The sequence below is a fragment of the Microbacterium sp. genome (assembly GCF_035556355.1).
GTDB lineage: Bacteria > Actinomycetota > Actinomycetes > Actinomycetales > Microbacteriaceae > Microbacterium.
The window spans coordinates 20,067-36,280 of the sequence record NZ_DATMFG010000016.1; the positions used below are offsets into that span (position 1 = coordinate 20,067).

Annotated in this window: 15 protein-coding genes; 5 read left to right on the forward strand and 10 right to left on the reverse strand. The window is 70.9% G+C overall.

The features are described 5' to 3' along the window. Nucleotides 1-4 precede the first annotated feature (4 nt). Both VNR19_RS03085 and VNR19_RS03090 read left to right on the forward strand, forming a co-directional pair. A complete protein-coding gene (locus VNR19_RS03085) occupies nucleotides 5-643 on the forward strand; it encodes a VOC family protein (RefSeq protein WP_325723787.1) in 639 nt (212 codons plus the stop codon). 54 nt (nucleotides 644-697) lie between these two features. Further along, complete coding sequence (locus VNR19_RS03090) at nucleotides 698-1,462, forward strand: LLM class flavin-dependent oxidoreductase (RefSeq protein WP_325723789.1); 765 nt, start codon at nucleotides 698-700, stop codon at nucleotides 1,460-1,462. On the opposite strand, the gene VNR19_RS03095 is transcribed toward VNR19_RS03090, so the two are convergent. Further along, on the reverse strand, nucleotides 1,423-2,247 hold the full coding sequence (locus VNR19_RS03095) for a DUF2306 domain-containing protein (protein WP_325723791.1): 825 nt from the start codon (nucleotides 2,245-2,247) through the stop codon (nucleotides 1,423-1,425). The two genes, VNR19_RS03090 and VNR19_RS03095, sit on opposite strands and share 40 nt — an antisense overlap. A 120-nt stretch (nucleotides 2,248-2,367) precedes the next feature. Here VNR19_RS03095 and VNR19_RS03100 point away from each other — a divergent pair, with 120 nt between their 5' ends. Beyond that, the gene (locus tag VNR19_RS03100; RefSeq protein WP_325723793.1) at nucleotides 2,368-3,243 is read left to right on the forward strand and encodes an LLM class flavin-dependent oxidoreductase; all 876 of its coding nucleotides are present in this window, start codon (nucleotides 2,368-2,370) and stop codon (nucleotides 3,241-3,243) included. Nucleotides 3,244-3,301: 58 nt separating this feature from the next. Continuing rightward, nucleotides 3,302-4,822 (forward strand): ATP-dependent DNA ligase, encoded by a 1,521-nt coding sequence (locus tag VNR19_RS03105; protein WP_325723795.1) that lies wholly within the window; start codon nucleotides 3,302-3,304, stop codon nucleotides 4,820-4,822. Between the two features lie 24 nt (nucleotides 4,823-4,846). Here the strand turns inward: VNR19_RS03105 and VNR19_RS03110 are convergent, their stop codons facing one another. Next, nucleotides 4,847-6,253: an MDR family MFS transporter gene (locus VNR19_RS03110; RefSeq protein WP_325723797.1), complete on the reverse strand. Its 1,407-nt coding sequence runs from the start codon at nucleotides 6,251-6,253 to the stop codon at nucleotides 4,847-4,849. Between the two features lie 211 nt (nucleotides 6,254-6,464). Between VNR19_RS03110 and VNR19_RS03115 the strand changes: the two genes are divergently transcribed. Next, a complete protein-coding gene (locus tag VNR19_RS03115; protein WP_325723798.1) occupies nucleotides 6,465-7,331 on the forward strand; it encodes an NAD-dependent deacylase in 867 nt (288 codons plus the stop codon). Between the two features lie 88 nt (nucleotides 7,332-7,419). Here the strand turns inward: VNR19_RS03115 and VNR19_RS03120 are convergent, their stop codons facing one another. The 8 genes from VNR19_RS03120 to VNR19_RS03155 form a co-directional block, all read right to left on the reverse strand. Next, nucleotides 7,420-8,691: a sugar ABC transporter permease gene (locus VNR19_RS03120; protein WP_325723799.1), complete on the reverse strand. Its 1,272-nt coding sequence runs from the start codon at nucleotides 8,689-8,691 to the stop codon at nucleotides 7,420-7,422. Further along, nucleotides 8,691-9,497: an ATP-binding cassette domain-containing protein gene (locus tag VNR19_RS03125; protein WP_325723801.1), complete on the reverse strand. Its 807-nt coding sequence runs from the start codon at nucleotides 9,495-9,497 to the stop codon at nucleotides 8,691-8,693. The genes VNR19_RS03120 and VNR19_RS03125 overlap by 1 nt, the downstream gene beginning before the upstream one ends. 86 nt (nucleotides 9,498-9,583) lie before the next feature. Continuing rightward, nucleotides 9,584-10,663, reverse strand: a complete 1,080-nt coding sequence (locus VNR19_RS03130) for a sugar ABC transporter substrate-binding protein (RefSeq protein WP_325723803.1) — start codon at nucleotides 10,661-10,663, stop codon at nucleotides 9,584-9,586. A gap of 182 nt (nucleotides 10,664-10,845) precedes the next feature. Further along, entirely contained in the window at nucleotides 10,846-12,054 is a 1,209-nt protein-coding gene (locus VNR19_RS03135; RefSeq protein WP_325723805.1) for a sugar ABC transporter permease, read from the reverse strand. Next, on the reverse strand, nucleotides 12,051-12,899 hold the full coding sequence (locus tag VNR19_RS03140) for an ATP-binding cassette domain-containing protein (RefSeq protein ID WP_325723886.1): 849 nt from the start codon (nucleotides 12,897-12,899) through the stop codon (nucleotides 12,051-12,053). Before VNR19_RS03140 ends, VNR19_RS03135 begins: the two co-directional genes overlap by 4 nt. A gap of 76 nt (nucleotides 12,900-12,975) precedes the next feature. Then, complete coding sequence (locus VNR19_RS03145) at nucleotides 12,976-14,022, reverse strand: sugar ABC transporter substrate-binding protein (protein WP_325723807.1); 1,047 nt, start codon at nucleotides 14,020-14,022, stop codon at nucleotides 12,976-12,978. A gap of 59 nt (nucleotides 14,023-14,081) precedes the next feature. Further along, nucleotides 14,082-15,269, reverse strand: coding sequence for an ROK family transcriptional regulator (locus VNR19_RS03150; protein WP_325723809.1), 1,188 nt, complete (start codon nucleotides 15,267-15,269; stop codon nucleotides 14,082-14,084). A gap of 59 nt (nucleotides 15,270-15,328) precedes the next feature. After that, nucleotides 15,329-16,204, reverse strand: a complete 876-nt coding sequence (locus VNR19_RS03155; RefSeq protein WP_325723811.1) for an NYN domain-containing protein — start codon at nucleotides 16,202-16,204, stop codon at nucleotides 15,329-15,331. Nucleotides 16,205-16,214 lie beyond the last annotated feature (10 nt).

The window sequence follows — 16,214 nt, forward strand, 5'->3', positions numbered from 1 at the left end:
CGGTATGAACACGACGGACAACACGACCATCACCTCCATCGATGCGGTGACTCTCGAAGCGCCCGACCCCGAAGCGGCTGCCGCGTTCTACCGGACCGCATTCGGCCTCGACTCGCAGGTGCGCACCCGCGCGGCGCAGTCGGAGACGGGCGGATTCCGCGGCTTCACACTGTCGCTCGTCACGGCTCAGCCGGCGAACGTGCAGGCGCTCTTCGACGCCGCCGTCGCGGCCGGGGCGACGGTCGTGAAGCCGACCGAGAAGTCGCTGTGGGGCTTCGGTGGAGTCGTGCAGGCGCCGGACGGCGCCATCTGGAACCTCGCGAGCTCGACGAAGAAGGACTCGGCACCGGCGACGCGCGAGTTCGAGAGCATCGTGCTGCTGCTCGGGGCCGACGACGTCTCGGCGAGCAAGAAGTTCTACACCGCACGCGGTCTGTCGGTCGCGAAGGGCTTCGGCAGCTACGTCGACTTCGCGCTGCCCTCGAGCCGCATCGGTCTCGGTCTCTACAAGCGGCGTGCGCTCGCGAAGTCGGTCGACGTCGATCCCGCGGGAACGGGTTCGCACCGCTTGCTCATCCACTCCGACGGCGGATCGTTCACCGACCCTGACGGCTTCGAGTGGGCGCCGTCGTCCGCGGGGTGAGGCCGCCCCCGCCCCGGGTGGCGGGGCTTGCCGCATCCGGGGCATGCTCGAAGCATGCCTGAAGCTCTCGTCTCGATCGGCGTCGCCGCGGCCCTCGGCCCCGACACGATCGCCGCGATCGCCCCCGCCGTGGAATCGGCGGGGTTCCACGCCCTCTGGGTCAACGACACTCCGGGCGCCGACGCGCTCGCGGCGGTCGCGGCGGCGGCAGCCGTCACCGACCGGCTCACTCTCGCGACCGGCGTCGTGCCGATGGACCGCCGCCCGCCCCAGTCGATCGCCGACGCGGTGCGTGCGCTCCCGCAGGACCGGCTCGTGCTAGGCATCGGGTCGGGCGCAGCGCGCTCCGGCGTGCTCGCGCTCATGCGCGAGTCTGTGCGGCGACTGCGCGAGGTGACGTCGGCGCGCGTGCTCATCGGGGCGCTGGGGCCACGGATGCGCCGCCTCGGCGCCGCGGAGGCGGACGGCGTGCTGCTGAGCTGGCTCACTGCCGAAGCCGCGAAGGCGCAGGCGGCCGAGGCGCGCGCCGCGGGCCCGGACGCGCACGTCGCACTGTACGTGCGCACGGCGCTCGACCCGGACGCCGTGCAGCGGCTCGAGGAGGAGGCGGGCCGCTACGGGGCGTTCCCGCAGTACCGGGCGAACTTCGAGCGGCTCGGCATCGCCCCGGGGGCGACGGTGCTCCGTCCGGACGACTTCGGACGCGGCATCCGCGAATACCGATCGGCCGTCGACGAGGTCGTGTTGCGCGCGATCGTCGCGGAAGACGACGTCGCGGCCTACACGCGGTTCATCGAGACGGCGGCGTCGAGCGTCTGACGCGGTGCCCGAACCGACTCTCGGGCGTTGGGCGGCGCGATCCGGTACGAGGGCAGTCCGCGGCGGCGGATGAGCCACTCGGCGACGAGGAGGTTGGGGATCCACGCCAGGAACGGCACCACACCGTAGGCGTTGTCGAACGCCGCCTCGAAGTCGAAGCCGTCAGGGCCGGCGAACGGGATCTGCGCGAAGATGAGGGCGAACAGCCAGAGCCGCAGCGTCACCGCGCTGTAGGTGACGGCGAAGGTGCGCATCATCCACGCGCGGTGGTTCGCGACGTCGCCGCGCCGGATCGCGCGGTACGCGCGCCATCCGGCGTACAGCCACACCATTCCCAGCCCGCCGAACCCGAAGAGGCCCACGAGACCCGCGGAGTTGAACGGCGCGATGACGAGGGCTCCGACGGCGCCGACCGCGAGGCCGACGAGCGCGACGCGGCCGATCCAGCGGTGCACCTTCGGAGCGCGTTCGCGCAGCATCCGCACGAACTGCAGCGGCATCAGTGCGAGCGCGACGCCTCCGCCGACGATGTGCGCGTAGAAGCCGCCGACGACGACGGGGGACTGGGTCGCGTAGTGGTCCGCGAGACCCGCGGTTCCTCCACCTGTCTCGGCGAGATCGGAGAGTGCGGCTGTGAGGTACGGGACCACCGCGTAGGCGACGATCGCGAGTGACGAGAGCAGCACCCAGGTCCATCCGATGCGGGTGCCGAGTCGACCGGGGCTCGGTGAGGGGCCGGTCGAGGCGGGTCGGGTCGTGGTCGCGACCCCGTTGTGCACGCTCATGCGCTCAAGCTAGGACCGGCGTGCGGCCGGGGCGATGCCGCCAGCCCCCGAATCGACCGGGGGGTGACCCCCGCATCCGGCGATGTCGCGGATGTCGGCGATCGGCGGCAGAGTAGCCGCATGACCCGCGTCGGCGCCATCTTCAGTCCGTACCCGAACCCGCCCGAAGCCTTCCGCGCCGCGGTCGAAGCCGCCGAGGAGGCGGGCGTTCCCGAGCTCTGGATCTGGGAGGACTGCTTCCGCCAGTCGGCGTTCGCGACGGCATCCGCCGCTCTCGCGTGGACGGAGCGGCTGCGCATCGGGATCGGCATCGCGCCCATGCCGCTGCGCAACGTCGCGGCGACCGCGATGGAGATAGCGACGATCGAGCGCATGTGCCCGGGGCGGCTTCTGCCGGGCGTCGGGCACGGCGTGCTGCCGTGGATGGCGCAGGTCGGCGCGCGGGCCGCGTCGCCGCTGACGCTCATGCGAGAGTACGTGCCCGCGCTGCGCGCACTGCTCGCCGGCGAAGAGGTCACGGTGGACGGGCGCTATGTGACGCTCGACCACGTGCGGCTCGACTGGCCGCCCGCCGCCGCGCCGCGCGTGTACTGCGCCGCCGAGGGGCCGAAGACGCTGCGGCTCGCGGGAGCCGTCGCCGACGGCGTGCTCCTCAACAGCGGGTACGCGCCCGATGCGATCGCGCGCTCGGTCGAGGCGGTGCGAGCAGGTCACGCCGAAGCGGGGCGCGATGACCGGTTCGACGTCGCGGCGTACGTCGTCGCCGCCTTCGAGCCGGACGCCGCAGCCCGCGCCGCCGCCGAGGTGGAGGAGATCTTGCCGGGCTCGGATCCGCGTGCCGCGGTGCTTGCGGGCGCGCCGGATGAGGTCGCGGCCGAGATCGCCCGCTTCGCCGACGCCGGGATCGACGACATCGTGTTGCAGCCGCCGCGCGAGGAGCCCGACCTCGCGGCCTACTTCCGAAACGTCGGCGAGGTGGCGCGGCTGATCGCGTGATCCCGGGGAGCGCGCGGTGAGCGCCGACCGTGTCGGACGGCGGTGCGAGAATGCGGGGATGCTGCTGTCCCAGGTGGTCGACACCGTCGACGCGGTCGCCGCGACGCGCTCGCGACTCGCCAAGATCGACGCACTCGCGACGCTTCTGGGCGGGCTGACGCCCGACGAGCTGCCCATCGCGGTGGGCTTGCTGACGGCGAGTCCCCGCCAGGGGCGACTGGGCGTCGGATGGCGTGGGTTCGCGAACCTCGCTGTCGAGCACGCCACCGGGCCGACGCTCACGGTGCTCGATGCCGACGCCGCATTCGAGACGCTCGCGAGGACCGCCGGAGCGGGCTCGGTCGCCGCGCGGCGCGATGCCCTCGAGGCGCTCGCGCGGCGGGCGACCGAGCGCGAGTGGGACTTCCTCGTGCGGGTCGTGCTCGGTGAGCTGCGCACGGGAGCGCTCGAGGGAGTGCTCCTCGATGCGATCGCGAAGGCGTCGGATCGTCCTGCGGCGGCCGTGCGACGGGCCGCGATGCTGGCGGGCGATCTCGGCGAGACCGCCCGCATCGCCCTCGCCGAGCCGCCCGCCGCCCTCGACGCGGTCGGGCTGCGCGTCGGACGCCCCGTGCTGCCGATGCTCGCCTCCACCGCGGCGTCGGCGGCCGAAGCCGTTGAGACGGTGGGTGAGGCATCCGTCGAATACAAGCTCGACGGCGCCCGCATCCAGGTGCACCGTGACGGCGACGACGTGCGCGTGTTCACGCGCAACCTCGCCGACATCACGCACCGCGTGCCCGAGATCGTCGAGACGGTGCGGTCGCTGCCCGCCGAGCGGCTCATCCTCGACGGCGAGACGCTCTCGCTCGACGAGGACGGAGGGCCGCGGCTCTTCCAAGACACGATGGCGCGGTTCGGCTCCGAGACGGCGCCGCAGTTCGTGCTGCGCCCGTGGTTCTTCGACGTGCTGCACGCGGACGGCCGCGACCTCATCGACGAGCCTCTCGTCGATCGGCAGAGGGTGCTCGAGCAGGTCGCGGGGCGGTGGCGGATCCCCGGCACCGTCACCGCCGATCCGGCGGCGGCCGACGAGCTCTCGCGCGAGGCGCTCGCCGCCGGCCACGAGGGCGTCGTCGTGAAGGCCATCGACTCGCCGTATGCGGCCGGCCGCCGCGGCAAGAGCTGGATCAAAGTCAAACCCGTGCTCACCTACGACCTCGTCGTGCTCGCCGTCGAGTGGGGGTCCGGCAGACGCACGGGGCAGCTGTCGAATCTTCACCTCGGTGCCTACGACCCCGAGGGGGAGTTCGGGCCCGAGGGCGGGTTCGTCATGGTCGGGAAGACCTTCAAGGGGCTCACCGACGAGCTGCTGCGTTGGCAGACCGAGTACTTCCCGACGATCGAGACCCACCGCTCGGCGTACGCGGTGCACGTGCATCCGGTCACAGTGGTCGAGATCGCGATCGACGGAGTGCAGCGGTCGACCCGCTACCCGGGCGGGATCGCTCTGCGCTTCGCGCGCGTCAAGGCGTACCGCCCCGACAAGAACCCCACCGAAGCCGACACGATCCAGACGCTGCGCGCGCTGCTGCGCTGACCCCGGATGCGGCCGCGCGGCAGATCAGCGCGACTGCTCCTCGTGGATCGGCACGTGCGGGATCGCCGTGCACGCGAAGAGCATCGCGATCGACACGATCGCGACGCCGATGTACACGCCGATCGCACCGGCCTGCACGGCCGCCGCGGTCTCGTGGCCGCCTCGGTCGTCGATGAGGCTGTTCGCCACCGCGCCGAACACCGCCACTCCGAGCGAACTGCCGATGGAGCGCGCGAGCGCGTTGGTGCCCGAAACGACGCCGCGCTGACGCAGCTCCACGGATGACTGGGCGGCGATGAGCGACGGGTTCGCGACGAATCCCAGGCCGAAGCCGACGATGAAGCATCCGACGCCCGTCAGCAGGGCCGATGGAGCGAACGCGAAGCCGGCGAGCCACACGGCGCCCGCGATCACGATGCTCGCACCGACGAGGGTCGTCGAGCGGAACCCGATGCGGAGATAGACGTGCCCCGCGAGCGCTCCGCTGATCGGCCACCCGATCATGAGGCCCGCGACCGCGAGGCCCGCGACGATCGGAGATGCGCCCGTCGTCGCCTCGAGGAACGTGGGCGTGTACGACACGAGGCCGATGAGCACGACCCCGATGAGCAGCCCGACGAGCGCGGTCGCGCTCACGAGGCGACTGCGGAAGACCCACGGCGCGAGGATCGGATCGTCGGCGCGGCGCTCGACGAGCACGAACGCCACGAGCAGCACGAATCCGCCGCCGAGCACGGCGAACGACTGCCATGACAGCCAGTCCCAGTCGACGCCGCCCTCCAGCACCCCGAGCACGAGCAGCACGAGAGCAGCCGTCAACAGCACGGCTCCCGCATAGTCGATGCGCCGGCGGTGGCGTTCGAACGCGGGGCGGTAGTTGCGCCACAGCAGGAAGAGCGCGAAGAGGCCGAGGGGCAGGTTGATCCAGAAGATCCACCGCCACGACGCGAACTGCGCGAGCACGCCGCCCAGCGTCGGCCCGACCACGGCCGAGATCGCCCACACGCTCGACAGATACGCCTGCGCGCGGGCGCGCTCACGCACCGTGTAGATGTCGCCCGCGATCGTGAGGACGGTGGGCATGATCGCGCCGGCGCCGATGCCCTGAAGCCCCCGGAACGCGATGAGGGTAGGCATGTCCCACGCGGTCGCGCACAGCACGGACCCGAGGAGGAACACACCGACACCCACGAGCATGATCGGCTTGCGGCCGAACGTGTCGGCGAGTTTCGCGTACACCGGGACGGTCGCCGCCTGCGCGAGCAGGTAGATCGAGAACAGCCACGGGAAGAGCGCGAACCCGCCCAGATCGCGCACGATCGTCGGCACCGCGGTCGACAGGATCGTGGAGTCGATCGCGATGAGGAACATCGACAGCATGAGCGCGAGCAGGATGGGCCCGCGTTCGGATCGCAGGCCGATGTCGCTCATCGTGAATCAGGGAACCACATGGGGGAGGGCGTCGTGCAACCCGACCCGCTGAGTGGGGCGTGCACGGAGCATCCGTCGGCGCGCCTTTCGTGCCGTTTCTCGAGTTCGCACCGCTTTTCGAGTTCGCACCGCTTTTCGAGATCAGGACATCTGGCGGATGCCGGAGGATCCGACGCCGATCGTCCTGCATCCGCCAGATGTCCTGATCCCGGTGAGCAAGGGCCCGGTGAGCAAGGGCGGGGTGAGCAGGGGCGGGGCGGGGTGGGCGGGCTGGCCCGGAGCGGGCGCGGAGCAGGTGGGGGAGGCGGATGCGCCGACGGGCGCGGAGCAGGTGGGGGAGGCGGATGCGCCGACGGGCGCGGCGCGCGCGACAATGGAGCCCATGCGCATCGTCGTGCTCACCGGCGCCGGCATCTCGGCCGAGAGCGGCGTGCCGACGTTCCGCGACGCGGGAGGGCTGTGGGAGGGCCACCGTGTCGAGGACGTCGCGACGCCCGAGGCGTTCGAGCGCGACCCCGACACGGTGCAGGCTTTCTACGACGCGCGGCGGCGGGCCGCGGCATCCGTCGAGCCGAATGACGCGCATCGCGCCCTCGCGCGCCTCGAAGGAGCGCTCGGCGACGACGTGCTCGTCGTGACGCAGAACGTCGACGACCTGCACGAGCGGGCCGGAAGCCGAAACCTCGTGCACATGCACGGTGAGCTCAACCGCGCGCTGTGCACCGAATGCGGGGCGCGGCCCGAGTGGCGTGACGACCTCATCCATCGGCCGCCGTGTCCGGCGTGCGGCGCACGGGCGCTGCGGCCGGATGTCGTATGGTTCGGCGAGATGCCCTATGACCTGGACCGCATCGAGCGGGCGGTCGTCGCGTGCGACGTGTTCGTGTCGATCGGGACGTCGGGGAGCGTGTATCCGGCCGCCGGGTACGCGGCCCTCGCATCGGCGTTCGGCGCACGGACGGTCGAGCTGAACCTCGAGGCGACCGACGGGCTCGTCCCGTTCGACGTCGCGCGCACGGGACCCGCGAGCGTGCTCGTGCCCGCGTGGGTCGACGAGGTGCTCGCCGTCACGGAGTGACGCGCCGGCTGCGAGCGCCGGACGAAGACGCGACAGGCGCCGGTCGACTCGACCGACGCCTGTCGCGGAGTGAGCACGGAGGTGCGAGCTAGGTTCGCGTGCCGCCCGACCGCAGACGCGAAACCGCGTCGACGGTCGCCGCCAGGATCAGCACGCCGCCCGTGACGAGCAGGTTGACGCCCGCCGGAAGGCGCAGCAGCGCGAGGCCGTTGGTGATCGTCGCGATGACGAGGGCACCGATGGCGGCGTGCATGAGGCGTCCGCGGCCGCCGAAGAGGCTCACGCCGCCGACGACCGCCGCCGCGACACCCGAGAGCACGATGTCACGACCCACCGTGGCGTCGACCGAGCCCACGCGCGCGACGCTGAGCAGCGCCGAGAGCACTGCGAGGCTCGAACAGATGACGAACGCCCACCACTTGATCCAGCGCACCTTGACGCCGGAGCGGCGAGCCGCCTCGGCGTTGCCGCCGATCGCGTAGATGTAGCGGCCGAACTTCGTGCGGTCGAGCACGAAGGTGCCGATCCACAGGATCGCGAGGACGACGGGGACGACGATCGGCACGCCCGACACCTCGACGACGGACTGGCCGCGGTTCTGGTTGAGCACGTACACGACGATGCCGCCGATGATCGCAATGCTCGCGAGCTTGATCCACACGAGCGAGATCGCGCGGTTCGGCACGCCCGCACGCGTGCGGCGTGCACGGTCCCAGAACGACGTGGCCGCGGAGATGGCGACCATGATCGCGAGCATGAGCCACCCGCCCCATACGGGGAGGTTGCCGTTCTGGATCGCGATCAGCTCGGGAACCTGCAGGCGGTACAGGCCGCCGGGCCCGATGATCACGAGCGCGAGGCCCTGGAAGCCCAGGAACAGGCCCAGTGTCACGACGAAGGATGGAATCCCGACGCGTGCCACGAAGAAGCCTATGAAGGCGCCGGTCAGGAATCCGAATCCGAACCCGAGGAGGAGCGCGATCGGCCACGCGATCCCGACCACGGCGTTGAGCACGACGAACAGCGCCATGCCGACGCCGCCGGTCACGCCGGCCGACAGGTCGATCTCGCCCAGCAGCAGCACGAACACGAGCGCCATGCCGAGCACGACGAGCGTCGCCGCCTGGTTGAGCAGGTTCGCGAAGTTGCGCTCCGTGAGGAAGAACGGGCTCAGGAACGAGAAGAGGACACCGAGCACGAGGAGCCCCGCGACGGCCGGAAGGGCGCCCATGTCGCCGCTGCGCACGCGCTGCCACCACGCCCGCACCTGGTCGCCGAGGCCGCCCTCGACGCCGCTGCCGATGAGGTCCCCGGCGACGGGATCTGGCGCGGCTTCGGTACGAGTCGCGTTGCTGCTCATCACACGTCCCCTTCGGTGTTGATGCTCGACGTCTCGACGATGTCGACGCCTTCCATGGTCTTCGTGCCGGTGATGTAGCCCACGACGTCGTCGCGCGTCGTCTCGCTCGTCGGCACCTGGGCGACCATCTGCCCGAGGTACAGCACGGCGATGTCGTCGGCCACGGCGAAGACGTCGGCGAGGTTGTGGCTGATGAGGATCACGGCCACGCCCTGGTCGGAGAGCCGGCGCACGAGGTTGAGCACTTGCTCGGTCTGCGCGACGCCAAGGGCCGCGGTCGGCTCGTCGAGGATCACGACGCGGGCCTTCTTGAGCACGGCACGCGCGATCGCGACGGTCTGGCGCTGACCGCCCGAGAGCGACGACACCTTCTGACGCACCGACTTGACCGTGCGAACGGAGAGCGATCGAAGGGTGTCGGATGCCTCGCGCTCCATGACGCCCTCGTCGAAGGTGCCGAACGAGAGCTCCTCGCGTCCGAGGAACATGTTCTGCACGATGTCGAGGTTGTCGCACAGTGCGAGGTCCTGGTACACGACCTCGATGCCGAGTTCGGCGGCCGCGCGCGGGCTGTGCAGATCACGGTGCTCCCCGTCGATGCGCACCTCGCCCTCGTCGTACGGCTGGACGCCGGCGAGGCCCTTGATGAGCGTGGACTTGCCGGCACCGTTGTCGCCGACGAGGGCGGTGACCTTGCCGGGGTAGACCTTGAGATCGACCCCCTTGAGGACGTTGACGGGGCCGAACGATTTCTTGACGCCGATCAACTCGATGATCGGCTCAGTCGCGGTGAGGGTCTGAGACATACTCGCTTCCTTGCGGTGTCGGACTCAGCGCGCGAGGGGCGCCGCGCCTCGTTGACGCGACGCCCCCGCGGCTTCTGACCGTTACGTTACGGCGTGACTCCGAACTCTTCACAGGCCGCCATGACGTCGGGCGTGCAGACGTCGTCGTACGACGCGTCGCCCGCGGCGATGACGTCCTTGACCTCGTTCGGGCCGACGAGCAGCGGCGTCACCTGGACGTACGGCGTGCCGTCCTCGAGCTCGGCGTCGGTCTCGACCGTCTCGCCGCTCAGCAGCGCGATGGCGACCTCGACGGCGGCCTCGGCCTCGTCCTTGACCGGCTTGTAGACCGTGGCGGTCTGCCAGCCGAGCAGGATGTTCTGCAGACCCGCGACGTTCGCGTCCTGGCCGGAAACGGCAACGCCCTGGAGGTTGTTGTCCTGCAGGACCTTGATGACGCCCGCGGCGTTCGTGTCGTTCGCGGCCCAGACGCCGTGGACCACGCCGTTCAGGCTCGTGAGGGCCTGCTCGAAGTTGGTCTGCGACTTGGCCTGGTCCCATGCCCCCGGCGGCTCGGCGGCCGGGGTGATGCCCGCCGCGGACAGCACCTCGTCGGCGCCGTCGTGGAACATCTTCGCGTTGCCGTCGGTCGGGTCTCCGCCGATGTAGACCACGACGGCCTCTGCGGGGTCGACGCCCGCGGCCTCGAGGCCGTTGAGCACCGTCTGGCCCTGCAGGCGGCCGACCTCGACGTTGTCGAACGACACGTAGTAGTCGGCGCCCGCGAACGGACGGTCGTAGGCGATGACCGGGATGCCCTCGGCCTTGGCCTTCGCGGCCACGGCCTCGGCGGCGCCCTGGTAGTCGACGAGCAGCATGACGCCGCAGCCCTGCGTGAGCTGCTGGTCGGCGATCGTGGAGAACTTGTTGACGTCGCCCTGCGCGTTCTGGATGTCGACTTCGAACCCGGCTTCTTCCAGACCCTCCTGGAGGTACTTGCGGTCGAAGTTCTCCCAGCGGGGCGACGACGCGGCGTCGGGCAGGATCACGCACGCACGGCCCGCGGCCTCGCCGCCGCCGTCGCCGCCATCCGTGGGGGTGCCTCCGCCGCTGCCGGCACACGCCGTGAGCAGCAAGGCCGCCGCGCCGCTGAGAGCGGCCGCGGCGAGGAGTGATGATTTCTTCATCATTCGCCTTTCGTCGTTGAATTCGCGATCGCGAGGTTGGTGCAGTTCGCGCTGGGTCGATACTTCCGGGCCGACCCCTTGGCGTCAAGTCTTGAACATAACGCTTTTGCAACCTGCGATCGGCGTTCGGCGCGTGAATTCAGAAACGAAACGATTCGATCGGATGCCGCGACGGCGAAGGCCTACGCGCGGCCTGTCGCGGCCCGCGTGCGGCGCGAGATCGAGTCGACGATGACCGCCAGCACGAGCACGGCGCCGGTCACCATGAACTGCACCGATGAGTTCAAGTTCAGGAGCGTGAGTCCCGACGAGATCGACTGGATCACGATGACACCGAGCAGCGCGGCGAACGCCGTGCCGCGGCCGCCGAACAGCGATGCGCCGCCGATGATCGCGGCAGCGATGGCGTTGAGGTTCGTGTCGCCGCCGCCCGAGCTCTGGTTCGCCGCGGCCAGGCGCGCGGCGGCGAGGATGCCGCCCACGGCCGCGAGACTCGAGCACAGCGCGAACACCGACAGGTAGATGCGGTCGACGCGGATGCCGGCGCGCCGCGCCGCCTCGACCGAACCGCCCACCGCGTAGACGGCGCGTCCCCAGCGCGTGCGCGTCAGCATGATGTGCATCGCCACCACGAGCGCGACGAAGAACAGGAACATCATTCCGACGCCGCGCGCGAGGTTGAGGTACCACGCGGCCGCGAGGAGGAAGGCGAGGAGTGCACCCGCGCGCAGCGCGATCTCGCGGTAGCTCTGGCTTTCGAGGTTCGCCGCCGCACGGCGGCGCGCTCGCCGCATGAGGGACCACGCGTACGCGGCGACCGACACGACGACCACGACGTACGAGGCCCACTCGGGGAGGAACCACTGCTGCGCGAATTCCACGATCCACGAGTCGAACGGCAGGTTGATCGAGCCCGTCTCGCCGAGGACCCACAGCTGGAGCCCGAGGAACCCGAGGAGTCCCGCGAGCGTCACCACGAAGCTCGGCAGCCCGAAGCGCGCGTGCAGCCAGCCGTAGAGCAGGCCCACGAGGCATCCGGTCGCCACCGCCGCCACGATGGCGAGGATCAGCGGCCACCGCAGCTGCACGAACCCGACAGCGAGGATCGCCGCCGCGAGCCCCGAGACCGACCCGACCGACAGATCGATCTCGCCGAGCAGCAGCACGACGACGACCCCGAGCGAGATGATGCCGATCGACGCGCACTGCATCGTGAGGTCGACGAGATTGCGGCTCGACAGGAACACCGGGTTGAGCGCCTGGAACACCGTCCAGATCACGACGAGCCCGACGATGACCGGGAGCGGGCCGAGATCGCCGCCGCGGATGCGCGCCCACAGGCGCTCGGCGGAGCCGCGCACCCCCGTGGAGTCGATCGCCTCGTCCGTCACGACGCGCCGCCCCGTCGCCGTCCGCGACGCGGTTCGCGCGAGGTCAGCGGGATGACGTCGGCGTTCGGGCGGTCGTCGGTCTTGTCCGCCGGCACGGTCGGCGTGCGCCCCGTGGGCGTGCGGCGGGTGCCGGTGTTGTCGATCGCGCCCGTGATCGCCGCGATGAGCGTCTCGCTCGTGACATCCGCCGCGTTGTACTCGCCGTTGTTGCGACCGAGCCGCAGCACGACGATGCGGTCGGCCACCGCCATCACCTCGGCCATGTTGTGACTGATGAGCACGACGCCGTGGCCCCGCTCGCGCAGGCGCTCGATGAGGTTGAGCACCTCGGCCGTCTGCGCGACGCCGAGGGCGGCGGTCGGCTCGTCGAGGATGACGACCCGCGGCTCGCCGATGAGCGAGCGTGCGATCGCGACCGTCTGGCGCTGGCCGCCCGACAGCGACGCGACCGGGATCCGCACCGACGGGATCTTCGCGGCGAGTTCGCGCAGCAGCGCCCACGTGCGCTGCTCCATGTCGACCTCGTCGAGCTTGCCCTCGCTGACCAGCTCGCGCCCGAGCCAGAGGTTCGCGACGACGTCGAGGTTGTCGCACAGCGCGAGGTCCTGGAAGACGGTCGCGATGCCGAGCTCCTGCGCGTCGGCCGGGCTGGAGATCGTGACCTCGTCGCCGTCGAACTCGATGGTTCCGGCATCCGGCGGATGCACCCCCGCCAGCACCTTCACGAGCGTCGACTTGCCCGCGCCGTTGTCGCCCACGAGCGCGACGACCTCGCCCTCGTTGACCCAGAAGTCGACGTCGGTGAGCGCCCGGACGGCGCCGAAGTGCTTGCCGATCCCACGCATCGTCAGCACGCGCTCGCGCGGGCGGCCCGCGCGGGAGGGGTTCACGGCAGTCACGCGTCAATCCTCCCAGAGCGGTTCAGAGAATGCCCGCCGCTTCGCACGCGGCCTCGTACTCGGGCGTGCAGATGTCGTGGACCGTCCAGAACCCGTCCGCGACGACCGTGTCGAGGATGTCGTCGATCGTGACGGCGACCGGGTCGAGGAGCGTCGCGGGGGTGCCGTCGACCTCGAGGTCTCCCTCCACCGTGCGCCCGTTGATCAGGTCGACGGCGACGTCGGCGGCGCGCGTCGCCTGCTGCTTGAGAGCCTTGTAGACCGTCATGTGCTGGTCGCCCGCGACGATGCGCTGGAGGGCCGTGAGCTCCGCGTCCTGCCCGGTCACGACCGGGAACGGCGACACGTTCGCGGCGCGGAGTGCGGCGACGGCGCCGCTCGCCGTGCCGTCGTTCGCGGCGTACACCCCCGCGATCTCGTCGCCGAACTGCGAGATCTGGCCGGCGACCCACGCCTGCGCCTTGTCGGGGCTCCAATCGGGCGTGTCGTACTCGGCGAGCACGCGCAGGCCGCTCTCGCGGATGACCTCGAGCGCGCCGTCGCGGAAGCTGGCCGCGTTGTTGTCGGTGGGCGAGCCGTTGACCATGAGGATGCCGCCGTCGGGCTTGCCGCGCTCCTCGAGCTCTTCGACGAGGGCGGTCGCCTGCAGGCGACCCACGCGCGTGTTGTCGAACGACACGTAGTACGCGAGCTCGCCGCCTGCGACCATGCGGTCGTACGCGACGACCGGCACGTCCTGCGCGTTGGCGGCGTTCACGATCGTCACGGCCGCCCGTGCGTCGACGGGGTCGAGCACGAGCACGTCGACGCCGGCCGTGAGCATCGACTCGGCCTGCTGCTGCTGTTTCGCGGCGTCCTGATCGGCGTTCGCGTACAGCACCTCGTAGTCGCCCAGCTCCTTGACACGGGCCTCGAAGACGGGGCGGTCGAACGTCTCGTACCGGGCGGTCTTCTTGTCGGGCAGGAGCAGTGCGATCGTCCCCTCCGACGACCCGGCCTGCGGCACGCACGCGCTGAGCAGCCCGGCGAGCAGGGCGACGGCGACGACGATGGCGAAGGTTCTTCTCACGGGCGGCTCTCGTACGGGACGCGGGAGCGGGTGGGAGGTGCTGTGCGTGTGGGTCGAGCCTACGCGGTGAACTGGATGACGTCGGCGTCGAGCGTCACGTGATCGAGCGCCATCGCGATCGCCCCGCGCGTCTCGGCCCACTCGCCGAAGGACGCGCCGACGATCTCGGGCAGTCCGCCGACGGCGGCGAGCGCCGAACGCTCGAGGGCGTGGCGCATCGGCGCCATGAGGATCTCGCCCGCCTGCGCGAGCTCGCCGCCCACGATGATGAGCTCGGGGTCGAAGAGGTTGCACAGACTCGCCGCGGCGATGCCGATGTGGCGCCCGGCGTCCGCGATCACGCGCATCGCGCCGCCGACACCCGCATCCGCAGCAGCGAGCAGATCGCCGAGGCGCTGCATGCCCTCGCTCTCGGGGAAGAGGGCGAGCAGCGCGGGTGCGGATGCGTAGGTCTCGAGGCATCCGCGGTTGCCGCAGCGGCAGATCGGGCCGTTCTCGTCGATCGTCATGTGGCCGATCTGGCCGGTCTTGCCGCTCACTCCGCGGAAGAGGTCTCCGTCGACGATGAGGCCGGCGCTGATCGTGTGGCCGACGCGGATGTAGACGGACGACGACGCCGCGCGGCCGCTGCCTTCGCGGGCCTCGGCCAGGCCGCCGAGGTTCGCCTCGCTGTCGACGTACACGGGCCGCTCGATGCGCGCGCTGAGACTCTCTGCGACGTCGATGCCCTCCCAGCCGGGGAGGAGCCCGGGGGTCGACACCATGCCGGTGCGCGGGTCGATGGGCGCGGGGAGCGCGACGCCGACCGACAGCAGGTCGCCGAGCGACCCGCCGAGGTTCTCCATCATCTCGGACAGCAGGATGCTCAGCCGGTCGAGCTCGGCGTCGTGACGGTGACCCGGCGCGAGCGGGATCGCGGTTTCTGCGACCGTCGTGCGCGTGGCGTCCGCGATCGCGATGTGGAGCTGGCGCGTCGAGAAGTGCGCGCCCGCGACGAGGCCCACCTTGCGGGCGAGCGAGACGAGGGTCGCGCGACGGCCGCTTCGGGATGTGAAGGACGTGTGGAGGATGCCGGAGGCGGTGAGCTCCTTGACGATGTTCGACACCGTCGCGGGCGACAGACCCGTGCTGCCGGCGAGCTCGATCTGCGTCAGGCGCCCATGGCGCTTGAGCGACTCGACCAGGCGCGCCCGGTTCGCTTCCCGGAGCGAGGACTGCGAGCCGGGTGGAGTGTTCCGGCGTACCACGGTGGACACTGTACCGGACGGGGTGGAATAGGTGCCGGGAACCACCCGCTCCGTGGGCGTCAGCGTTTGCCGGGTGCGAGGCGGATGAGGACGACGTTGCCCGATTCGTCGACCTCGGCGACGTCGGTGTGCGCCTTGACGAACTCCGAGAAGCTCTTGTGCCCGTACGCCCGCTCGCTGAAGGAGGGGTCGAGCCTCTTGATGAGGCTCTTGACGGCCGACGCGTGCTGCCACTCGTCGCCCTCCTTGTCGCTCTCGAGGCGAAGAGCGCGCTCGAGCAGGTCGGCCCCCGGATCGGTCGTCTTCTTGCGGCCCCTGCGACGCGCGGGTGCCGCGTCCTTCTTCTCCGACGGCTCCGGAGCCTCGACGGGAGCGACACCGGGCAGGGCGTCGTACGAGTCGAACTGGTCGCATGCGGCGGCGAGCGCCTTCGCCGTCGAGCCCGCGACCCCGACGCCCACGACGAAGCGCCCGAGGCGCTTGCAGCGCTGCGCGAGCGGCACGTAGTCCGAGTCGCCCGCGACGATCACGACGTGCGTGAGATCGGGGAGGCGGAACATGTCCTCGACGGCGTCGACGGCGAGCCGGATGTCGGCGCCGTTCTTCGCGTATGCGGCCGTCGGGAACAGCTGCACGAGGTCGACCGCACGCGCGACGAGCTGCGTCCGGTACTCCGCGTTGACCGGGGAGGACCAGTCCGCGTACGCGCGCGTGAGCACGAGCGTCCCGAACGACGCGGCGTAGTCGATGATCGCGCCGACGTCGACCGTCGCCCGCTGCAGGCGCTCGGCGACCTCGGGCGCGATCGGGGTCTCGGCGATGCGCGTGCGATCGCGCGAGTACGCGTTGCGGCCGTGGACGCGGTCGTACCACGACATCACGATGTTGTCGAAGTCCAGGTAGACGGCGACGCGGGCGTTCTGCGAGTCCGGCATGGCTTCAGTG

Coding starts and splice junctions, on each gene's coding strand:
- VNR19_RS03130 (WP_325723803.1), bottom strand. CDS start 10,663: ATGAAGAAATCATCACTCCTCGCCGCGGCCGCTCTCAGCGGCGCGGCG.
- VNR19_RS03110 (WP_325723797.1), bottom strand. CDS start 6,253: ATGAGCGACATCGGCCTGCGATCCGAACGCGGGCCCATCCTGCTCGCG.
- VNR19_RS03155 (WP_325723811.1), bottom strand. CDS start 16,204: ATGCCGGACTCGCAGAACGCCCGCGTCGCCGTCTACCTGGACTTCGAC.
- VNR19_RS03140 (WP_325723886.1), bottom strand. CDS start 12,899: ATGCGTGGGATCGGCAAGCACTTCGGCGCCGTCCGGGCGCTCACCGAC.
- VNR19_RS03100 (WP_325723793.1), top strand. CDS start 2,368: ATGACCCGCGTCGGCGCCATCTTCAGTCCGTACCCGAACCCGCCCGAA.
- VNR19_RS03095 (WP_325723791.1), bottom strand. CDS start 2,247: ATGAGCGTGCACAACGGGGTCGCGACCACGACCCGACCCGCCTCGACC.
- VNR19_RS03105 (WP_325723795.1), top strand. CDS start 3,302: ATGCTGCTGTCCCAGGTGGTCGACACCGTCGACGCGGTCGCCGCGACG.
- VNR19_RS03125 (WP_325723801.1), bottom strand. CDS start 9,497: ATGTCTCAGACCCTCACCGCGACTGAGCCGATCATCGAGTTGATCGGC.
- VNR19_RS03120 (WP_325723799.1), bottom strand. CDS start 8,691: ATGAGCAGCAACGCGACTCGTACCGAAGCCGCGCCAGATCCCGTCGCC.
- VNR19_RS03085 (WP_325723787.1), top strand. CDS start 5: ATGAACACGACGGACAACACGACCATCACCTCCATCGATGCGGTGACT.
- VNR19_RS03090 (WP_325723789.1), top strand. CDS start 698: ATGCCTGAAGCTCTCGTCTCGATCGGCGTCGCCGCGGCCCTCGGCCCC.